The organism is Kitasatospora sp. MY 5-36 (genome assembly GCF_001182915.1).
In the GTDB taxonomy this organism is placed as follows: domain Bacteria; phylum Actinomycetota; class Actinomycetes; order Streptomycetales; family Streptomycetaceae; genus Kitasatospora.
In genome coordinates this window covers 1-17729 of sequence record NZ_LFVW01000205.1, presented here as the reverse complement: position 1 = coordinate 17729, position 17729 = coordinate 1, and the positions used below count along the sequence as shown (strand labels likewise).

General features: G+C 71.3%; 14 protein-coding genes. 4 read left to right on the top strand and 10 right to left on the bottom strand.

Annotation, left to right across the window (positions count from 1 at the left end):
* Positions 1–241 precede the first annotated feature (241 nt).
* The 7 genes from AE652_RS15220 to AE652_RS15190 form a co-directional block, all read right to left on the bottom strand.
* Positions 242–673 carry a hypothetical protein gene (locus AE652_RS15220; RefSeq protein WP_049651908.1) on the bottom strand — a complete coding sequence of 144 codons (432 nt, stop codon included), beginning with the start codon at positions 671–673 and terminating at the stop codon, positions 242–244.
* A gap of 226 nt (positions 674–899) precedes the next feature.
* Complete coding sequence (locus tag AE652_RS15215; RefSeq protein WP_049651907.1) at positions 900–2294, bottom strand: FAD-binding oxidoreductase; 1395 nt, start codon at positions 2292–2294, stop codon at positions 900–902.
* A gap of 63 nt (positions 2295–2357) precedes the next feature.
* Positions 2358–3161 (bottom strand): ABC transporter permease, encoded by an 804-nt coding sequence (locus AE652_RS15210; protein ID WP_049651906.1) that lies wholly within the window; start codon positions 3159–3161, stop codon positions 2358–2360.
* Complete coding sequence (locus AE652_RS15205) at positions 3161–4090, bottom strand: ABC transporter permease (protein ID WP_049651905.1); 930 nt, start codon at positions 4088–4090, stop codon at positions 3161–3163. Before AE652_RS15205 ends, AE652_RS15210 begins: the two co-directional genes overlap by 1 nt.
* Positions 4087–5229 (bottom strand): ABC transporter ATP-binding protein, encoded by a 1143-nt coding sequence (locus AE652_RS15200; protein ID WP_049651904.1) that lies wholly within the window; start codon positions 5227–5229, stop codon positions 4087–4089. The genes AE652_RS15205 and AE652_RS15200 overlap by 4 nt, the downstream gene beginning before the upstream one ends.
* A 40-nt stretch (positions 5230–5269) precedes the next feature.
* Positions 5270–6520 (bottom strand): spermidine/putrescine ABC transporter substrate-binding protein, encoded by a 1251-nt coding sequence (locus AE652_RS15195; RefSeq protein WP_049651903.1) that lies wholly within the window; start codon positions 6518–6520, stop codon positions 5270–5272.
* A 54-nt stretch (positions 6521–6574) separates the two neighbouring features.
* Positions 6575–8086 carry a gamma-aminobutyraldehyde dehydrogenase gene (locus AE652_RS15190; RefSeq protein WP_049651902.1) on the bottom strand — a complete coding sequence of 504 codons (1512 nt, stop codon included), beginning with the start codon at positions 8084–8086 and terminating at the stop codon, positions 6575–6577.
* Positions 8087–8398: 312 nt separating this feature from the next.
* Here AE652_RS15190 and AE652_RS15185 point away from each other — a divergent pair, with 312 nt between their 5' ends.
* Positions 8399–10051 carry a PucR family transcriptional regulator ligand-binding domain-containing protein gene (locus tag AE652_RS15185; RefSeq protein WP_049651901.1) on the top strand — a complete coding sequence of 551 codons (1653 nt, stop codon included), beginning with the start codon at positions 8399–8401 and terminating at the stop codon, positions 10049–10051.
* Positions 10052–10054: 3 nt separating this feature from the next.
* On the opposite strand, the gene AE652_RS15180 is transcribed toward AE652_RS15185, so the two are convergent.
* The 3 genes from AE652_RS15180 to AE652_RS15170 form a co-directional block, all read right to left on the bottom strand.
* A complete protein-coding gene (locus AE652_RS15180) occupies positions 10055–11257 on the bottom strand; it encodes a spermidine/putrescine ABC transporter substrate-binding protein (RefSeq protein ID WP_049651900.1) in 1203 nt (400 codons plus the stop codon).
* Between the two features lie 67 nt (positions 11258–11324).
* Positions 11325–12683 carry an aspartate aminotransferase family protein gene (locus AE652_RS15175; RefSeq protein ID WP_049651899.1) on the bottom strand — a complete coding sequence of 453 codons (1359 nt, stop codon included), beginning with the start codon at positions 12681–12683 and terminating at the stop codon, positions 11325–11327.
* A 219-nt stretch (positions 12684–12902) separates the two neighbouring features.
* Positions 12903–14396, bottom strand: coding sequence for a gamma-aminobutyraldehyde dehydrogenase (locus AE652_RS15170; protein WP_049651898.1), 1494 nt, complete (start codon positions 14394–14396; stop codon positions 12903–12905).
* 250 nt (positions 14397–14646) lie between these two features.
* Here AE652_RS15170 and AE652_RS15165 point away from each other — a divergent pair, with 250 nt between their 5' ends.
* The 3 genes from AE652_RS15165 (at position 14647) to AE652_RS15155 (ending at position 17490) form a co-directional block, all read left to right on the top strand.
* Positions 14647–15120 carry an Lrp/AsnC family transcriptional regulator gene (locus tag AE652_RS15165; RefSeq protein ID WP_030306695.1) on the top strand — a complete coding sequence of 158 codons (474 nt, stop codon included), beginning with the start codon at positions 14647–14649 and terminating at the stop codon, positions 15118–15120.
* A complete protein-coding gene (locus tag AE652_RS15160) occupies positions 15117–16511 on the top strand; it encodes an aspartate aminotransferase family protein (protein ID WP_049651897.1) in 1395 nt (464 codons plus the stop codon). The genes AE652_RS15165 and AE652_RS15160 overlap by 4 nt, the downstream gene beginning before the upstream one ends.
* Before the next feature lie 223 nt (positions 16512–16734).
* The gene (locus AE652_RS15155; RefSeq protein WP_049651896.1) at positions 16735–17490 is read left to right on the top strand and encodes an ABC transporter ATP-binding protein; all 756 of its coding nucleotides are present in this window, start codon (positions 16735–16737) and stop codon (positions 17488–17490) included.
* The last annotated feature ends 239 nt before the right edge of the window (positions 17491–17729 follow it).

Here is a 17729-nt window from a genome sequence, read left to right as displayed (position 1 = left end):
CCCTCCCGCCAGGGCGAGGCCGTACCGGTCGCAGACGGGTGCGGCCAGCGCGGCCAGGCGCAGCTGGGCGGGGCCCGGGCGGAGGGACGCGTCGACGGCGTGCGGGACGGTGGTCACGCCTCCAGTCTGACGCGACCGCCCGCTCCGCGCGCCAGTCGCCGGGCGCCCGGAGCGCTACCGGGCGCCCCCAGGCACCTCCTCACGCCCCCCGGGCCCCCGGTTCCGCACGAGACGGCGGGGCTCACCAGCCGCCGAGCCGGGCCGCCGCCTCGTGCAGGGCGAGCTCCAGCAGCACCGGGTCGGTGAGCCGCCCGGAGCCGTCCGGCGGGACCAGCCAGCGCACGCCCCGGCTGCGGCGCCCGGGGTGCGGGACGACGATCCAGGTGCCCTCCCCCGCACCGCGCACGCCGGTGCCGATCCAGCGGGCGGCGGTGCCGACGGGCACCAGGAAGCTGACCTGCCCGCCCCCGAAGTCGGTGAGGACCGGACCGCGGGTGCGCGGGTCCAGGACCTCCGCGGCCGGGCGCCCGAGCCGTCCGGGGACGGAGAGGACGTCCCAACGCCGGCCGGCCGGCAGCAGCACCAGGCCCAGCCCGGTGCGCTCCCACTGGTCCCGGAAGGCCTCCGGGTCCGGTGCCGCCTGGGCGAGCCAGTGCAGTCCGGTGGTCTCCATGTCGTGTCCCCGCTTCTTGCCGTTCGTACTGTTCGGAGACGGCGGGAAGAGCGAGACCCGCCGTCACCAAGGAGAGGCGGACGGCGGGTCCCGATTACACGACTAGGGGCACCCGGCTACGGGCGTTCGTGGTTTCAACGGTTTCAACGGTTTCAACGGCTTCAGTCGTTTCGGCAGATCAGCGGTTCAGCATTTCAGCGTTCCAGTGGTTCAGCGTTTGAGCGGTTCAGCTGTCGAAGCCGAGCCCCAGCCGGTCGAGGGTGCGCAGCCAGAGGTTGCGGTGGCCGCCGTTGCGGTCCGCCCGCTCCAGCGACCGGGTGGTGAGTTCGATCCCGGCCCAGCGCACCGGCTCGGGCGGGAACGGCAGCGGCTTGCTGCGCACCATCTCCAGCGAGGTGCGCTCGGTGCGCTCGCCGGCCAGCAGGTCGAGCATCACCTCGGCGCCGAAGCGGGTCGCGCCGACGCCGAGCCCGGTGTAGCCGACCGCGTACGCGACCTTGCCCCGGTACCCGGTGTCGAAGAACGCCGAGAAGCGGCTGCAGGTGTCGATCGCGCCGCCCCAGGCGTGGGTGAAGCGCAGGCCCTCCAGCTGCGGGAAGCAGCGGAAGAAGTGGTTGGCCAGGGTGCGGAAGGTCTCCGGCCGCTGGTCGTACTCGTGCCGGACCTGGCCGCCGAAGTGGTAGACCGCGTCGTAGCCGCCCCAGAGGATCCGGTTGTCGGCGGAGAGCCGGAAGTAGTGGAACTTGTTGGCGCTGTCGCCGAGGCCCTGGCGCCCGCGCCAGCCGATCGCGGCGAGCTGCTCCTCGCTGAGCGGCTCGGTCATCAGCGCGTAGTCGTACACCGGGACGACGTACGGGCGGACCCGCTTGAGCAGCGACGGGAACACGTTGGTGCCGAGCGCGACCTTGCGGGCGAAGACCCGGCCGTACGGGGTGCGGACGGCCATGCCGCTGCCGTGCTCCCGCAGGTCGGTGGCCCGGGTGTGCTCGAAGATCCGCACGCCCTGGCCCAGGCAGGCGTCCTTGAGGCCCCAGGCGAGCTTGGCGGGGTGGACCATCGCCACGCCCTCCTTGTCCCAGAGGCCGCCGAGGAAGGTCGGCGAGTCGACCTCGGCGCGCAGCTGGTCGGCGTCCAGGACGGTGATGTCGAAGCCGTACCGGGCGACCGCCTCGGCGATCTCGTGGAGCTCCTCGACCTGGTGGGGCTGGGTGGCGACGTCGATCTCGCCGGTGCGCTCCCACTCGGCGTCGATGCCGTAGCGCTTGAGGGTGGCCTCGATGCCGTCGAGGTTGGCGGCACCGAGGCGTTCCAGCTGGGCCAGTTCGGACGGCCAGCGGTCCAGGCCGTTGCCGAAGCCGTGGGTCAGGCTGGCCGCGCAGAACCCGCCGTTGCGCCCGGACGCGGCCCACCCGACCTCGTTGCCCTCGACCAGCACGACGTCCAGCGAGGGGTCGCGTTCCTTGGCGATGAGGGCGGTCCACAGGCCGGAGTAGCCGCCGCCGACGACCAGCAGGTCGCAGGTGGTGTCGCCGACCAGGGCGGGCAGTGCCGCCGGCCGGCCGGGATCCTCCAGCCAGAAGGGGGTGGGCCTGGCGTCACTGAGTGCGCGGGCGGAGTCCATGCATTATCAGCCACTTTCTACGAATAGGTGATGGTTGTACTGGCCACCGTCGTCGACCGTACGTCAGGCGGTGGCCTTCCGGCGGTTGCCCAGCCACTGGCCGACGACGGTCAGCAGGACGGCCGCGAGAAACATCGCGGTGCCGATGACGTTCACCTGCACCGGGATGCCGCGCTGCGAGGCGCCCCAGACGAACATCGGGAAGGTGACCGTGGTCGGCCCCGAGTTGAACTGGGTGATGATGAAGTCGTCGAAGGAGAGCGCGAAACTGAGCAGCGCGCCCGCCGCGATGCCGGGCGCCGCCAGCGGCAGGGTGACCCTCAGGAAGGTCTGGACGGGGGTCGCGTAGAGGTCCTGGGCGGCCTGTTCGAGCCTCGGGTCCATGCTCATCACGCGCGCCTTGACCGCCGTCACCACGAAGCTGAGGCAGAACATGATGTGGGCGATGAGGATGGTGGTGAACCCGAACGGGATGCGCATGTTGAGGAAGAGCGTCCCGAGCGAGGCGGCCATGACCACCTCGGGCATGGCCATCGGCAGGAAGATCATCGCGGTGGTGGCCGAGCGGCCGCGGAAGCGGTAGCGGGCCAGCGCGAAGGCGACCATGGTGCCGAGCACGGTGGCGCCGATGGTGGCGAGCACCGCGATCTGCAGGCTGAGCGAGAGCGACTGGCACATGTCGGCCACGCCGCAGGGGTTGGTCCAGGCGTCGGTGGAGAACTCGTTCCACTCGTAGTTGAACTTGCCCACCGGCTTGTTGAACGAGAAGGCGAGCACGACCAGGTTGGGCAGCACCAGGTAGGCGAGGGCCAGCAGGCCGGCCAGCACCACCAGGTGGGCGCGGATCCACTTGGAAATCCGGGACATCAGACCAGATCCTCCGTCCCGGCCTTGCGCATGTAGACCGTCACCATGCCCAGGATCAGGGCCATCAGGATGAAGCTCAGCGCGGCGGCCGTGGGGTAGTCGAGCACGTTCAGGAACTGCTTCTGGATGCCGTTGCCGACCATCTGCTCGCTCGGCGAGCCCAGCAGCTGGGCGTTGATGTAGTCGCCGGAGGCGGGGATGAAGGTCAGCAGGGTGCCCGCGACCACGCCCGGCAGCGAGATCGGGAAGGTGACCTTGCGGAAGGTGGTGAACGGCCGGGCGTAGAGGTCGCCGGCCGCCTCGTGCAGGCGCGGGTCGATCCGCTCCAGCGAGGTGTACAGCGGCAGGATCATGAACGGCAGGAAGTTGTAGGTCAGGCCGCAGACCACGGCGAGCGGCGTGGCCAGCACCCGGTCGCCGCTGGTCAGGCCGAGCAGGTTGGTGACGTCCAGGACGTGCAGCGCGTTCAGCGCGCCGACCACCGGGCCGCCGTCGGACAGGATGGTCTTCCAGGCCAGCGTGCGGATCAGGAAGCTGGTGAAGAACGGCGCGATGACCAGGATCAGGATGACGTTGCGCCAGCGCTTGCTCGCCTTGAAGGCGATCGTGTACGCGAGCGGGTAGCCGACGGCCAGGCAGAGCACGGTGGCGACGGCCGCGTAGGAGAACGAGCGCAGGAAGTGCCACCGGTACTCGACCAGGGCGTCCCAGTAGGTCGATATGTGCCAGGTGACCTTGAAGCCCTCTTCGAGCGAGCCGCTCTGTAGCGAGGTCGACGCCTGGTAGACCAGCGGGACGGCGAAGAAGACGACCAGCCAGGCGATGCCGGGAAGCAGCAGCCAGTACGGGGTGAGCTTGCGCCTGGGCTTCGGCGCCGGTCCCTCCAGCGGTATGACCTGGGGTGGCGCGGCCGGGGTGGTGGTGGTCATGCGGCCTCCTCCGCGGTGCCCGCGTCGATCGCCTGGGCGGCGTCCAGGGCGAAGGAGTGCGCCGGGTTCCAGTGCAGCTGGACGGCCGCGCCGGGGACGATCCGCGCGTCGCGCTCCATGTTCTGCTCGAAGACGGTGACCTCCTGGCCGCCGTCGGTGCGCACCACGTACTGGGTGGAGACGCCGATGAAGCTGGAGTCGAGCACCGTGCCGGCCAGCCGGTTGCGGCCGTCGGCGACCGGCTCGGAGGCGTGGGTGATGGTGATCTTCTCCGGGCGCACGCCCAGGTGGACGCGCTTGGCGTCGGTGGCGCAGCGCGCCTTCGGCACCGCGAGGCGGGCGCCGGCCGCGCTGAGCAGCAGGTCGCCGCCCTCGGTGCCGGTGACCTCGGCGGGCAGCAGGTTGGACTGGCCGAGGAAGTTGGCCACGAAGGTGGTGGCGGGGTTCTCGTACAGGTCGGCGGGGGCGCCCAGCTGCTCGACCCGGCCGCCGTTCATCACCGCGATGGTGTCGGCCATGGTCATGGCCTCCTCCTGGTCGTGGGTGACGTGCACGAAGGTGATGCCGACCTCGGTCTGGATCCGCTTGAGCTCCAGCTGCATCTGGCGGCGGAGCTTGAGGTCGAGCGCGCCGAGCGGCTCGTCCAGGAGCAGCACCTGCGGGTGGTTGATCAGTGCGCGGGCGACCGCGACGCGCTGCTGCTGGCCGCCGGAGAGCTGGTGCGGCTTGCGCCGGGCGTACTGGCCGAGCTCGACCAGTTCCAGCATCTCCTCGACCTGCTTCCTGACGTCCTTCCTGCCGCGCCGGCGCAGGCCGAAGGCGACGTTCTCGAAGATGTCCAGGTGCGGGAAGAGCGCGTAGCTCTGGAAGACGGTGTTCACCGGCCGCTTGTACGGGGGCAGGGCGGTGACGTCCTGGCCGCCGATCAGGACGGTGCCGCTGGTGGGCTCCTCCAGGCCGGCGATCATGCGCAGGGTGGTGGTCTTGCCGCAGCCGGAGGCGCCGAGCAGGGCGAAGAACGAGCCCTGCGGGACGGTCAGGTCGAGCGGGTGGACGGCGGTGAAGGAGCCGTAGGTCTTGCCGATGCCGGTGAGCCGGACGTCGCCGCCGACGGCCGCGTCGCGCTGCTGGTCTGTCATGGGGTGGTGTCTTCCTGGGATTCTCTGCCGGGAGCGGGGGTCAGGCGCCGATGAGCTTGGAGAACTTCTGCTCGAAGTCGCTCTCCTCGCTCTCGGAGAGCGTGCGGAACACGTGCGCCCTGCCCGCCATCTCGGGGGTGGGTACGACCAGCGGGTTGGCCGCGGTGTCCGGGGCGATGCCGGCGAGCTCGTCCTTCATCCCGGTGACGGCGGAGACGAAGCCGATGCCCGCGACCAGCTGCGCCGCGATCTTCGGCTGATAGTAGAAGTCGATCAGCTTCTCCGCGTTCGCCTTGTGCTGGGCCCTGGCCGGGACCAGCATGTTGTCGGTCGAGGCGATGTAGCCCTTCTCCGGGATGACGAACTCGATGTCCGGGTTGTCGGCGCGCAGTTGGATCAGGTCGCCGCCCCAGGCGATGCAGGCCGCGATGTCGCCGGCGGAGAGCTCCTGGCCGTAGTCGTTGCCGGTGAAGCGGCGGATCTGCTTGCTGTCGACGGCCTTCTGGAGACGGGCGACCGCGCCGTCGAAGTCGTCGGCGGTGAACCTCTCGGTGCTCTTGCCCTGGTCCAGCAGGACCATCCCGATGCTGTCGCGCATCTCGGAGAGGAAGGTGACCCGGCCCTTGAGGTCGGGGTCGTCCAGCAGCTGGGAGACGCTGGTGACCTCCTTCCCCCTGGTCGCCTTCCGGTTGTACGCGACGACGGTCTGGATGCCGGCCCACGGGTAGGAGTAGAGCCGCCCCGGGTCCCAGTCGGGGGCGCGGAAGCGCGACTCGATGGTGGTGATCGCGGTGGTGACGTTCCCCGGGTTGAGCTTCTGCACCCAGCCGAGCCGGATCAGCCGGGCGGCCATCCAGTCGGTGAGCACCATCAGGTCGCGGCCGGTGTCCTGGCCGGAGGCGAGCTGCGGCTTGATCTTCCCGAAGAACTCGACGTTGTCGTTGACGTCCTCGTTGTACTTCACCTTGATCCCGGTGGCCTCGGTGAAGGCCTCCAGGGTGCCGTGCTTCTCCTTGTCCTTCTCGTCCGTGTCCACGTACAGCGGCCAGTTGGAGAAGGCGACCTCCTTCTGCGTCTCCGAGAGGTCCTTGGCGGCGTTCGCGGTCGAGTCGCCGGTCGCCCGGGGGGCCGCCGGGATCCCGCAGGCGGCCAGGGTGCCCGCTCCGGCGCTCAGCGCGGCGGCGCGCAGCAGGGTGCGGCGGCCGAGCGCGGCCCGGCCGCTGGTCAGACTGCGTTCCCAGGCCCTTCGGACCGGTTCGGGCAGACCGTCGGTGAGCTCGTTGAACGCCATGGAACGGGCCTCCTGGGGGAGATGGGGTGTGGGGGCACCCGCGTGGTCCGGGGGTTATCTGTCTCCGAAGACGGTGCGGTGCCAGTCCTTGCGGGCCACCGCGGTGGTGTCGAACATGACGTGCTTGACCTGGGTGTACTCGTCCAGCGAGTACTGGGACATGTCCTTGCCGTAGCCGGACGCCTTGTAGCCGCCGTGCGGCATCTCGCTGATGATCGGGATGTGGTCGTTGACCCAGACGCAGCCGGCCGCGATCTCCCGGGTGGCGCGCAGCGAGCGGTGCACGTTGCTCGTCCAGGCGGAGGCGGCCAGCCCGTACGGGGTGTCGTTGGCCAGCCGCAGGCCCTCGTCGTCGCCGTCGAAGGGCAGCACCACCAGCACCGGGCCGAAGATCTCGCCCTGCACGACCTCGCTGTCCTGGGCAGCGCCGGTGATCAGGGTCGGCCGGTAGTACGCGCCCCGGGTGAGGTCGGTGCCGTCGTGGCCCTTCTCCGGGGCCCGGCCTCCGGTGACCACGGTGGCGTACGAGCGGGCGCGCTCCACGAAGCCGGCCACCCGGTCCCGGTGGGCGTACGAGACCAGCGGGCCGAGGTCGGTGCGCGGGTTCAGCGGGTCGCCGATCCGGATCGCCGCGTACAGCTCGGCCACCCCGGCCACGAAGGCGTCGTACAGCGGGCGCTGGACGTAGGCGCGGGTGGCGGCGGTGCAGTCCTGGCCGCCGTTGATCAGCGAGGCCGCGACCGCTCCGTGCACCGCGGCGTCCAGGTCGGCGTCGTCGAAGACCACGAACGGGGCCTTGCCGCCGAGCTCCAGGTGGGTGCGCTTGACGCCCGCGGTGGCGATCTCGGCGACCCGCTTGCCGACGCCGGTGGAACCGGTGAAGGAGACCATCGCGACGTCCGGGTGCCCGACCAGGTGCTCGCCCGCGGTGCGCCCGGCGCCGGTGACCACGTTGACCACGCCGTCCGGGATGCCGGCGGCGGTGCAGGCCCGGGCGAACATCAGCGAGGTCAGCGGGGTCAGCTCGGCCGGCTTGAGCACGATGGTGTTGCCCGCGGCGATCGCCGGGAGGATCTTCCAGGCGGCCATCTGCAGCGGGTAGTTCCATGGCGAGATCGAGCCGACCACGCCGACCGCCTCGCGCCGCACGTACGAGGTGTGGTCACCGGAGTACTCGCCGGCCGCCTTGCCCTCCAGGTTGCGGGCGGCGCCGGCGAAGAAGGCGGCGTTGTCGACGGTGCCGGGCACGTCGAACTCGGTGGCCAGCTTGACCGGCTTGCCGGTCTGCGCGGTCTCCACCCGGGCCAGGTCGTCGGCCGCCCCGGCCAGGACGGCGGCCAGCCGGGTGAGCGCCTCGGAGCGCGCACCGGGGGTGGCCGAGGACCAGCCGGGCAGGGCGGCCCGGGCGGCGGCGACGGCGGTGTCCACGTCCCCGGCGGTGGCCAGCGCGACCTGCTCGACCACGCTGCCGTCGGCGGGGTTGACGACCTGGAAGGGCTCGCCGCTCCCCCTGGTCTGGCGTCCCGCGATGTACTGCGCGCCCGGGCCGAAGTCGGTCAGGTCCATCTGGTTCCTCCAAGTGCCGTGGTTCGACCGCTGCGGGGTCACGCGTCCGCGGTGGGGGTCTGCGGTCCCGCTGACCTTGCCTGCTGCGGGGTTGGGGTGACAAGGGTCACTTCGACAACCTCGGCACGAAGGGCCTTACAGGGTGCAAGGGTGCGGGCAGGGCAACAGGTCGTCGGGGGGATGGATGATTTACCTGACACCCTGACTGCACGCCCCTGACCGCACACCCCGACCGCGTCACCCTGACCGCGTCACCCGAAACCAGAACGCCCGGAGCCCCGGCTCCGCTCTCCACAGCCCCGGAGGCCCGCGATGCTCCCCACCGTCGCCCGAGTCCTCGACCTCGACGTGATGCGGCGCGGCCTGCCCCAGGTGGTGGCCGGCGCCGACCACCTGGAGCGGCCGGTCCGCTGGGTCCACGTCAGCGAACTGCCCGACGTCGCCGGGATGCTCCGCGGCGGCGAACTGGTGCTGACCACCGGCATCGCCCTGCCCGAGGACCGCGAGGGCCTGGCCCGCTACGTGCGCGAGCTGGACGAGGTCGGGGTGGCCGGCCTGGTCGTCGAGTTCGGGCGGCGCTACTTCGACTCGCTCCCCCGCGCCCTGGTCAACGCCGCCGAGCAGCGCGGACTGCCGCTGATCACGCTCCGCCGCGAGCTGCGCTTCGTCGCCGTCACCGAGGCCGTGCACGCCCTGGTGGTCAACTCCCAGCTGGAGCAGCTGCGGATCTCCGAGTCGGTCCACCAGGTCTTCAACGAGCTGGTGGTGGAGGGCGCCGAGCCGCCCGAGGTGATCCGCCAGGTGTCCCGGATGGCCGGCGCCCCCGTCGTCCTGGAGAACCTGGCCCACCAGGTGCTCGCCCACGACGCCGCCGGACGCCCGGAGGCCGAGGTGCTGGAGGACTGGGAACGCCGCTCGCGCGGCGTCCGTCCGGCCGGGCGCACCGGCCACGACCCGCGCAGCGGCTGGCTGGTCACCACCGTCGGAGCCCGCGGCCAGGACTGGGGCCGGCTGGTGCTGGTGCAGGAGCCCGGCCCGCTGCCCGAGGGCGAGGCCCACCCGCACACCATGCTGCTGGAGCGCGGCGCCTCCGCGCTGGCGCTCAACCGGCTGGTGGTGCGCGACCGGGAGAGCCTGGAGCGGCAGACCCACCGCACCCTGCTGTCCGGCATCCTCACCCACGCGCTGACCGTCTCCGAGGCGGCGCTGCGCGCCCAGGCCCTCGGCATCCCGCTGGAGGGCCGCCGGCTGGTCGGCGTGGTGCTGCGGCAGCGGCGCGGCCCGATCCCGGCCGCGCTGGAGGCGCAGGCCCGGCTGCGCGACTTCACCGAACTGGCCGCCGGCGCCGTCCGGGCCTGCCGGCTGACCGCCCTGGTCGGCGCGCTGGACGACGAGGCCGTCGGGCTGCTGATCACGCTCGGCACCCAGCAGGACGAGCACGCCTCGCTGGACGCCCTCTCCGCCGCGCTGCGCCGGATGTCCGCCGAGGCCGGACGGGAGGGCGGCGACCCGGCGGGCCCGGTGGTCGCGGTCGGCTCCTCGGTCGGCTCGGTGCGCGACGCCCGGCGCACCCTGCTGGAGGCCACCCAGGTCGCCGACGCCGCCCTGCACGACGCGCCCGGCGGCCGCAGCTCCTCCTACTACCGCCTGCCGGACGTCCGACTGCGCGGCCTGCTCCACCTGCTGCGCGACGACGCCCGGCTGCAGACCTACGTGGAGCGGGAGTTGGGCCCGCTGCTGGCCCACGACGCCGAGCACAACGGCCAGTTGGTGCAGATGCTGCGGATCTACCTGGAGCAGGGCCGGAACAAGTCGGCCGCGGCGGACGCCGCGCACCTGTCCCGGCCGTCCTTCTACGACCGGCTGCACAAGGTCGAGCGGATCCTCGGCATCGACCTCGACCAGGTGGAGTCCTGCCTCTCCCTGCACGTGGCGCTGCTCGCCCTGGACGCCGTCCGGCGGTAGCGATCACACCCCGGTGATGCGCCCCCAGACCTTGTGCAGCTCGGGCCGCTCGGCCGAGGTGACGTCGCGCATGGTGTGCAGCCGGGCGCGCATCCCGTCGGTCGGGAACACCAGCGGGTTCTCGGCGAGTTCGGCCTTCTCCTTGTCGCCGCTGGCCGCCAGCACCTCGCGGGCGGCCGGCACCGGGCAGATGTACTGGACGAACGCGGCGAGTTCGGCGGCCACCTCGGGCTGGTAGTAGTAGTCGATCAGCAGCTCGGCGTTGCGCTTGTGGGCGGCCCGGTTGGGGATCATCAGGCTCTCCGCCCACAGCTCGCCGCCCTCCTCCGGCACCACGAACTCGATGTCCGGGTTCTCGGCGGTGAGCTGGACGGCGTCGCCGGAGTAGGCCTGGCAGGCGAGCGCCGCACCGGAGGCGAGGTCGCTGGTGTAGTCGTTGCCGGTGAAGCGCCGGACGTGGCCGCTGTCCACCGTCTTCTGCACCAGGTCCATCGCCCGGCGCGCGTCGTCGTCGGTGAACTTCGCGATGTCCGCGCCCTGGGAGAGCATCAGCAGCCCGAGCGCCTCGTCCAGCCCGGCGAACAGCGTGACCCGGCCCTTGAGGTCGGGCGCCCACAGGTCGGCGGTGGACCTGATCTCCCGGCCGAGCGCCTTGCGGTTGTAGGCGATGCCGGTGATCCCGGACTGCCACGGCACGCTGCGCCGGCGCCCGGGGTCGAAGGCCGGGTCGGCCAGCTGCGGGTCCAGGTTGGCCGTGACGTTGGGCAGGTTGGCCCGGTCCATCGCCTGCACCCAGCCCAGCGAGACGTACCGCCCGGCCATCCAGTCGCTGATCACCATCAGGTCCCGGCCGGGGGCGGCGCCCTGGGTGAGCACCGGGCTGATCTTGCCGAAGAACTCGTCGTTGTCGTTGATGTCCTCGGTGTAGCCGACCGCGATCCCGGTCTTCTCGCTGAAGGCGTCCAGGGTGGGGCGCCCGCCCGCGTCGTCGGTGTCGATGTACTGCGTCCAGTTGGAGAAGACGAGCCGCTTGTCGCCCTCCGAACGGTCCGGCGCCGAGCGGCGGTCCTCGGCCACGTACGCGGACGGGATGCCGCAACCGGTCAGCACGCCGGCGCCGAGCAGCGCGGCCCCGCCGAGCACGGAACGCCGGCGGACGGGGCTGGAGGCGGGAGGACGGCGGGTCAGGGTGGAGCTGCTGGGCATGAGCGGCCTTCCGGAGCGTGGGACGGCCCCGGGCACGCGGGTGCTCGGGGCCGTCCTGGTTGGTACGTCAGACAGTGTGCGCGTCGGTGAGCGACAGCACCTCGTCCAGGACCGCGAGGCCGGTCTTGGCCTCCTCCTCGGTGACGGTGCACGGCGGGACGACGTGGAAGCGGTTCATGTTGACGAACGGCCAGAGCCCGCGCTGCTTGCAGGCCGCGGCCAGCTCGCCCATCGGCGCGTTGGCGGCGCCGGCCGCGTTGTAGGGCACCAGCGGCTCGCGGGTCTCCCGGCTCTTCACCAGGTCGAGCGCCCAGAACACGCCGAGGCCGCGGACCTCGCCGATCGACGGGTGCCGCTCGGCCAGCTCGCGCAGGCCGGGGCCGAGCACCGTCTCGCCGATGTGCTTGGCGTTCTCGACGATGCCCTCCTCCGCCATGGTGGTGATGGTCGCCACCGCGGAGGCGCAGGCCAGCGGGTGGCCGGAGTAGGTGAGCCCGCCGGGGAAGGGCCGCTCGGCGAAGGTGGCCGCGATCTCGGCGCTGATCGCCACGCCGCCCAGCGGCACGTAGCCCGAGTTGACGCCCTTGGCGAAGGTGAGCAGGTCCGGGGTGACGCCCCAGTGGTCGGCGGCGAACCACTCGCCGGTGCGGCCGAAGCCGGCCATCACCTCGTCCAGGATGAACACGATCCCGTAGCGGTCGCAGATCTCCCGCACCCCGGCCAGGTAGCCGGCCGGCGGGACCAGGATGCCCGCGGTGCCGACCACGGTCTCCAGGATGATCGCCGCGACGGTGCCGGGCCCCTCGAACGCGATCACCTGCTCCAGGTGCTCCAGCGCGCGCTCGCACTCCTGCGCCTCGTTCTCGGCGTGGAAGTTGGAGCGGTAGGCGTACGGCCCCCAGAAGTGCACCACGCCGGAGACGCCGCTCTCGTTGGGCCAGCGCCGCGGGTCGCCGGTGAGGGCGATCGCGTTGGCGGTGGCGCCGTGGTACGAGCGGTAGGTGGACAGCACCTTCTGCCGGCCGGTGTGCAGCCGGGCCAGCCGGATGGCGTTCTCGTTGGCCTCGGCGCCGCCGTTGGTGAAGAAGATCTTGTCCAGGTCGCCGGGGGTGCGCTCGGCGATCAGCCGGGCGGCCTCGCTGCGCGCCTCGACCGCGAAGCCGGGGGCGATGGTGCAGAGCTTCGCCGCCTGCTCCTGGATCGCGGCGACCACCTTCGGGTGCTGGTGGCCGATGTTGGTGTTGACCAGCTGCGAGGAGAAGTCGAGGTAGCGGTTGCCGTCGTAGTCCCAGAAGTACGAGCCCTCGGCGCCGGCCACCGCGAGGGGGTCGATCAGCGCCTGGGCGGACCACGAGTGGAAGACGTGCGCGCGGTCGACGGCCTTGACGGCCTGGCCGGCGGCTGAGTCAGCGGTGGGAATGCTCATGCCGGTAAGGCTAGGGCGGGCCCGTCCCCGAAGGGCAGTTCCATCCTGTCAGCCGGTCGCGCCAACCGTCGACAGGGTGCAAAGACACAGGGCCCGGGTCGAGAAGACCCGGGCCCATGGTCGGTTCATACGACCTGAATCAGATCGCGGTCATACCTCGTCCGACGGTCACGACCCGCTCAGATCGCGGTCATACCTCGTCCAACGGTCACGACCCGCTCAGATCGCGGTCATGACGTGCTTCACCCGGGTGTAGTCCTCGAAGCCGTACGCCGACAGGTCCTTGCCGTAGCCGGACTTCTTGAAGCCGCCGTGCGGCATCTCGGCGACCAGCGGGATGTGGGTGTTGATCCAGACGCAGCCGAAGTCCAGGCGGCGCGACATCCGCATGGCGCGGGCGTGGTCCTTGGTCCACACCGAGGAGGCCAGCGCGAACTCGACGCCGTTGGCGTACTCGACGGCCTGGTCCTCGTCGGTGAACTTCTGCACGGTGATGACCGGGCCGAAGACCTCATTCTGGATGATCTCGTCGTCCTGGTTCAGGCCGGAGACGACGGTCGGGGCGTAGAAGTACCCCTTGTCGCCGACCCGGTGGCCGCCGGCCTCGACCTTGGCGTGGGCGGGCAGCCGCTCGATGAAGCCGGAGACCTGCTTCAGCTGGTTGGCGTTGTTCAGCGGGCCGTAGAGCACGTCCTCGTCGTCCACGCCGCCGGTCTTGGTCTCGGCCGCGGCCTTGGCCAGCGCCTCGACGAAGGCGTCGTGGATCGACTCGTGGACCAGCACGCGGGTGGCGGCCGTACAGTCCTGGCCGGCGTTGAAGTAGCCCGCCACCGAGATGCCCTCGACGGCCTCGGCGATGTCGGCGTCCTCGAAGACCACGACCGGGGCCTTGCCGCCCAGCTCCAGGTGGACGCGCTTGACGTCCTTGGAGGCGGACTCGGCGACCGAGATGCCGGCGCGCACCGAGCCGGTGATGGAGGCCATCGCCGGGGTCTTGTGCTCGACCATCAGCTTGCCGGTCTCGCGGTCGCCGCAGATGACGTTGAAGACGCCGGCCGGCAGCTCCAGCTCCTTGAGCACGCCGCCGATGATCTCGGCCAGCAGCACGGTGGAGGCCGGGGTGGTGTCGGAGGGCTTCAGCACGACGGCGTTGCCCGCGGCGATGGCCGGGGCGAACTTCCAGACGGCCATCATCATCGGGTAGTTCCACGGCGCGACCTGGGCGCAGACGCCGACCGGCTCGCGGCGGATGATCGAGGTCATCCCGTCCATGTACTCACCGGCGGCCTTGCCCTCCAGCATGCGGGCCGCACCGGCGAAGAACCGGATCTGGTCCACCATCGGGCCGATCTCCTCGGAGAGGGTCAGCGCGCGGGGCTTGCCGGTGTTGCGCACCTCGGTGTCGACGATCTCGTCGGCGCGGGCCTCGACCGCGTCGGCGATCTTGAGCAGCAGCTTCTGCCGGGTGCTCGGGGTGGAGTCGCGCCAGATCGGGAACGCGGCGGCGGCCGAGGCCATGGCGGCGTCCACGTCAGCGGCACCGGACAGCGGCGACGTCGCGTAGACCTCGCCGGTGGTCGGGTCGACGATGTCGAGCGTGCGGCCGTCGACCGCGTCGACGAACTCACCGTTGATGTAGTTGCGCAGCGTACGAAGGTCGCTCACGGATCTCTCCTCGGTCTGGGCCTGCGGCGTTGCAGATTCCGGCGCCATGGTACGTCGGCGGGTCCGGCGTACGAAGGGTCCCGAGTGGCCGCACCCGGAGCGGCGCGGTCCACTGGTGGCGGTACGTGCGGCGGCCCTCGGGGGCGCGCGCGTACGGTGCCAGGGTAGCCGCACGACTGCTGGTATCGACAGGCGGAGTGCGCTCCGGCAATGAAATCCGCATACGTTTTCCAAGATCACGACGAAATCAGCAGTTTCCACGCTTGCGAACGCGCGAACGATCAGGCACAGTGGCCGCGTGGCCAACCGCGACCGGAACGCCAGCGTTCCCCTCGACGCCGCCTCCAAGGCGATCATCGAGCAGCTCCAGGAGGACGGGCGCCGCCCGTACGCCGCCATCGGCAAGGCCGTCGGCCTGTCCGAGGCGGCCGTGCGGCAGCGCGTCCAGAAGCTGCTCGACCAGGGCGTGATGCAGATCGTCGCCGTCACGGACCCGCTCACCGTCGGCTTCACCCGCCAGGCGATGGTCGGCATCCGGGTCGAGGGCGACATCGAACCCGTCGCCGACGCGTTGGCCGCCCTCGACGAGGTCGACTACGTCGTCTGCACCGCAGGCTCGTTCGACCTCCTGGCCGAACTGGTCTGCGAGGACGACGAGCACCTGCTCGAAATGATCAACAAGCGCATCCGCGCGCTTCCCGGCGTGCGGAGCACCGAGAGCTTCGTTTACCTGAAGCTCCGGAAACAGACCTACACCTGGGGCACCCGATGACAGCCGACCCGGCGCAGAAGGACCTTTCCAAGACCGCCTACGACCACCTGTGGATGCACTTCACCCGCATGTCGTCGTACGAGAACTCCCCCGTGCCGACGATCGTCAAGGGCGAGGGCACCTACGTCTGGGACGACAAGGGACGCAAGTACCTCGACGGCCTCGCCGGCCTGTTCGTCGTCCAGGCCGGCCACGGCCGTGAGGAGCTCGCCGAGGCCGCCGCCAAGCAGGCCAAGGAGCTCGCCTTCTTCCCGGTGTGGAGCTACGCCCACCCGAAGGCCGTCGAGCTGGCCGAGCGCCTGGCCAACTACGCCCCGGGCGACCTGAACAAGGTCTTCTTCTCCACCGGTGGCGGCGAGGCCGTCGAGACCGCCTGGAAGCTCGCCAAGCAGTACTTCAAGCTGACCGGCAAGCCGACCAAGTACAAGGTCATCTCGCGCGCCGTCGCCTACCACGGCACCCCGCAGGGCGCCCTGTCGATCACCGGCCTGCCGGGCCTGAAGGCCCCGTTCGAGCCGCTGGTCCCGGGCACCCACAAGGCGCCCAACACCAACATCTACCGCGCCCCGGCCTTCCTCGAGGGCCCCGACGGCACGGTCGACCCCGAGGCCTACGGCCGCTGGTGCGCCGACGAGATCGAGGTGGCCATCCTCAACGAGGGCGCCGAGACCGTCGCCGCCGTCTTCGTCGAGCCGGTGCAGAACGCCGGTGGCTGCTTCCCGCCGCCGCCCGGGTACTTCCAGCGCCTGCGCGAGATCTGCGACCGCCACGACGTGCTGCTGGTCTCGGACGAGGTCATCTGCGCCTTCGGCCGCCTGGGCACCATGTTCGGCGCCGACAAGTTCGGCTACCAGCCCGACATGATCACCTGCGCCAAGGGCATGACCTCGGGCTACTCCCCGATCGGCGCCACGATCATCTCGGACCGCCTCGCCGAGCCGTTCTACAAGGGTGACAACACCTTCCTGCACGGCTACACCTTCGGTGGCCACCCGGTCTCCTCCGCGGTGGCGCTGGCCAACCTCGACATCTTCGAGCGCGAGGGCCTGAACCAGCACGTGCTCGACAACGAGTCGGCGTTCCTGGGCACCCTGGACAAGCTGCGCGACCTGCCGATCGTCGGCGACGTCCGCGGCAACGGGTACTTCTACGGCATCGAGCTCGTGAAGGACAAGGTCACCAAGGAGTCCTTCAACGACGAGGAGGTCGAGCGCGTCCTCTACGGCTTCCTGTCGAAGGCCCTCTTCGACAACGGCCTGTACTGCCGCGCCGACGACCGTGGCGACCCGGTCATCCAGCTGGCCCCGCCGCTGATCTCCGACCAGTCGACCTTCGACGAGATCGAGCAGATCCTGCGGACCAGCCTCACCGACGCGTGGGCGAAGATCTGATCCCCTGAGCCTTCTTCCCCACCCTCCGCCGAAGGGCGGCCCCGCTCCCCGCGGGGCCGCCCTTCGGCGTCCCCGGTCCGCTCAACATCACAGTCGTACGACCAAACATGCCTGAATGCGGGTGATTTGCCCGTGATGGACCAGTGCGCCGCAACCGCGACCCGGCCCCCTCGTTCTAATCTGACGACTGTCATATCCCTGCGGCCACCCAGGATGGATCCTCATGTCAGCGGCACCGCCTGACAACGACGTGCTGTGGGCCCGAGGGATCGTCAAGTCCCATGACGGCACCCCCGCCCTGCGCGGCATCTCGATCGGCGTCCGCGAGGGCGAGGTGCTCGCCGTCACCGGCCCGCGCGGCTCCGGCAAGAGCACCCTGCTCGGCTGCCTCTCCGCGCAGCTCCCGGTCGACGAGGGCGAGGTCTGGTTCAACAGCGCCCCCGTGCACACCCTCGCCCGGGCCGGCCGCGAACGGCTGCGCCGCGACCGCTTCGGCTTCGTCGGCTCGGAGCCCCACCTGGTGCCCGAACTGACCGCCCGGGAGAACGTCGCCCTGCCGCTGCTGCTCGCCGGGGCCGGCAACAAGGCCGCCTACACCGCCGCCGACGAGTGGCTGGAACGCCTCGACGTCGGCGACTGCGCCCGGCTGCGCCCCGAGCGGCTCGTCCAGAGCCGGCGCCAGCGGGTCGCCGTCGCCCGCGCCCTGGCCCCGCTGCCGCCCGTGGTCTTCGCCGACGACCCCACCGCCCCGCTGCACCGCGAGGCCGCCGACCAGGTCATGCGGATACTGACCAGCGCGGCCCGGTCCCACCAGCTCACCCTCGTCCTGGCCACCCACGACGCCGAACTCGTCCGGTTCGCGGACCGCGCCGTCGCCCTCGTCGACGGACGGCTCACCGCCCCCGTCGCCCCCGTCCCCCGCGGCACCACCGCCCCCGGGGCCAACGGGGCGCCCGCCGTCACGGCCACCCGCCGCTGACGGCGCCGGGCCGCCGAACGCCGAGCCACCGAACGCCGCCGAGCCGCTGAAAGAGTCGACGTGTTCTATCTCCGTCTGGCCCGGGGCTACCGGGTGCCCGACCTCGGCCGCTGGCTGCTCACCGCGCTGGCCGCCGCCGTGGTCGCCGCCTTCCTGCTGCGCTCCCTCGGCCGGGCGATGAGCGACCCGGCCGGCGGCGCCGGCCCGCTGGCCCGGCTGCTCTGGTGCCTGCCCCCGCT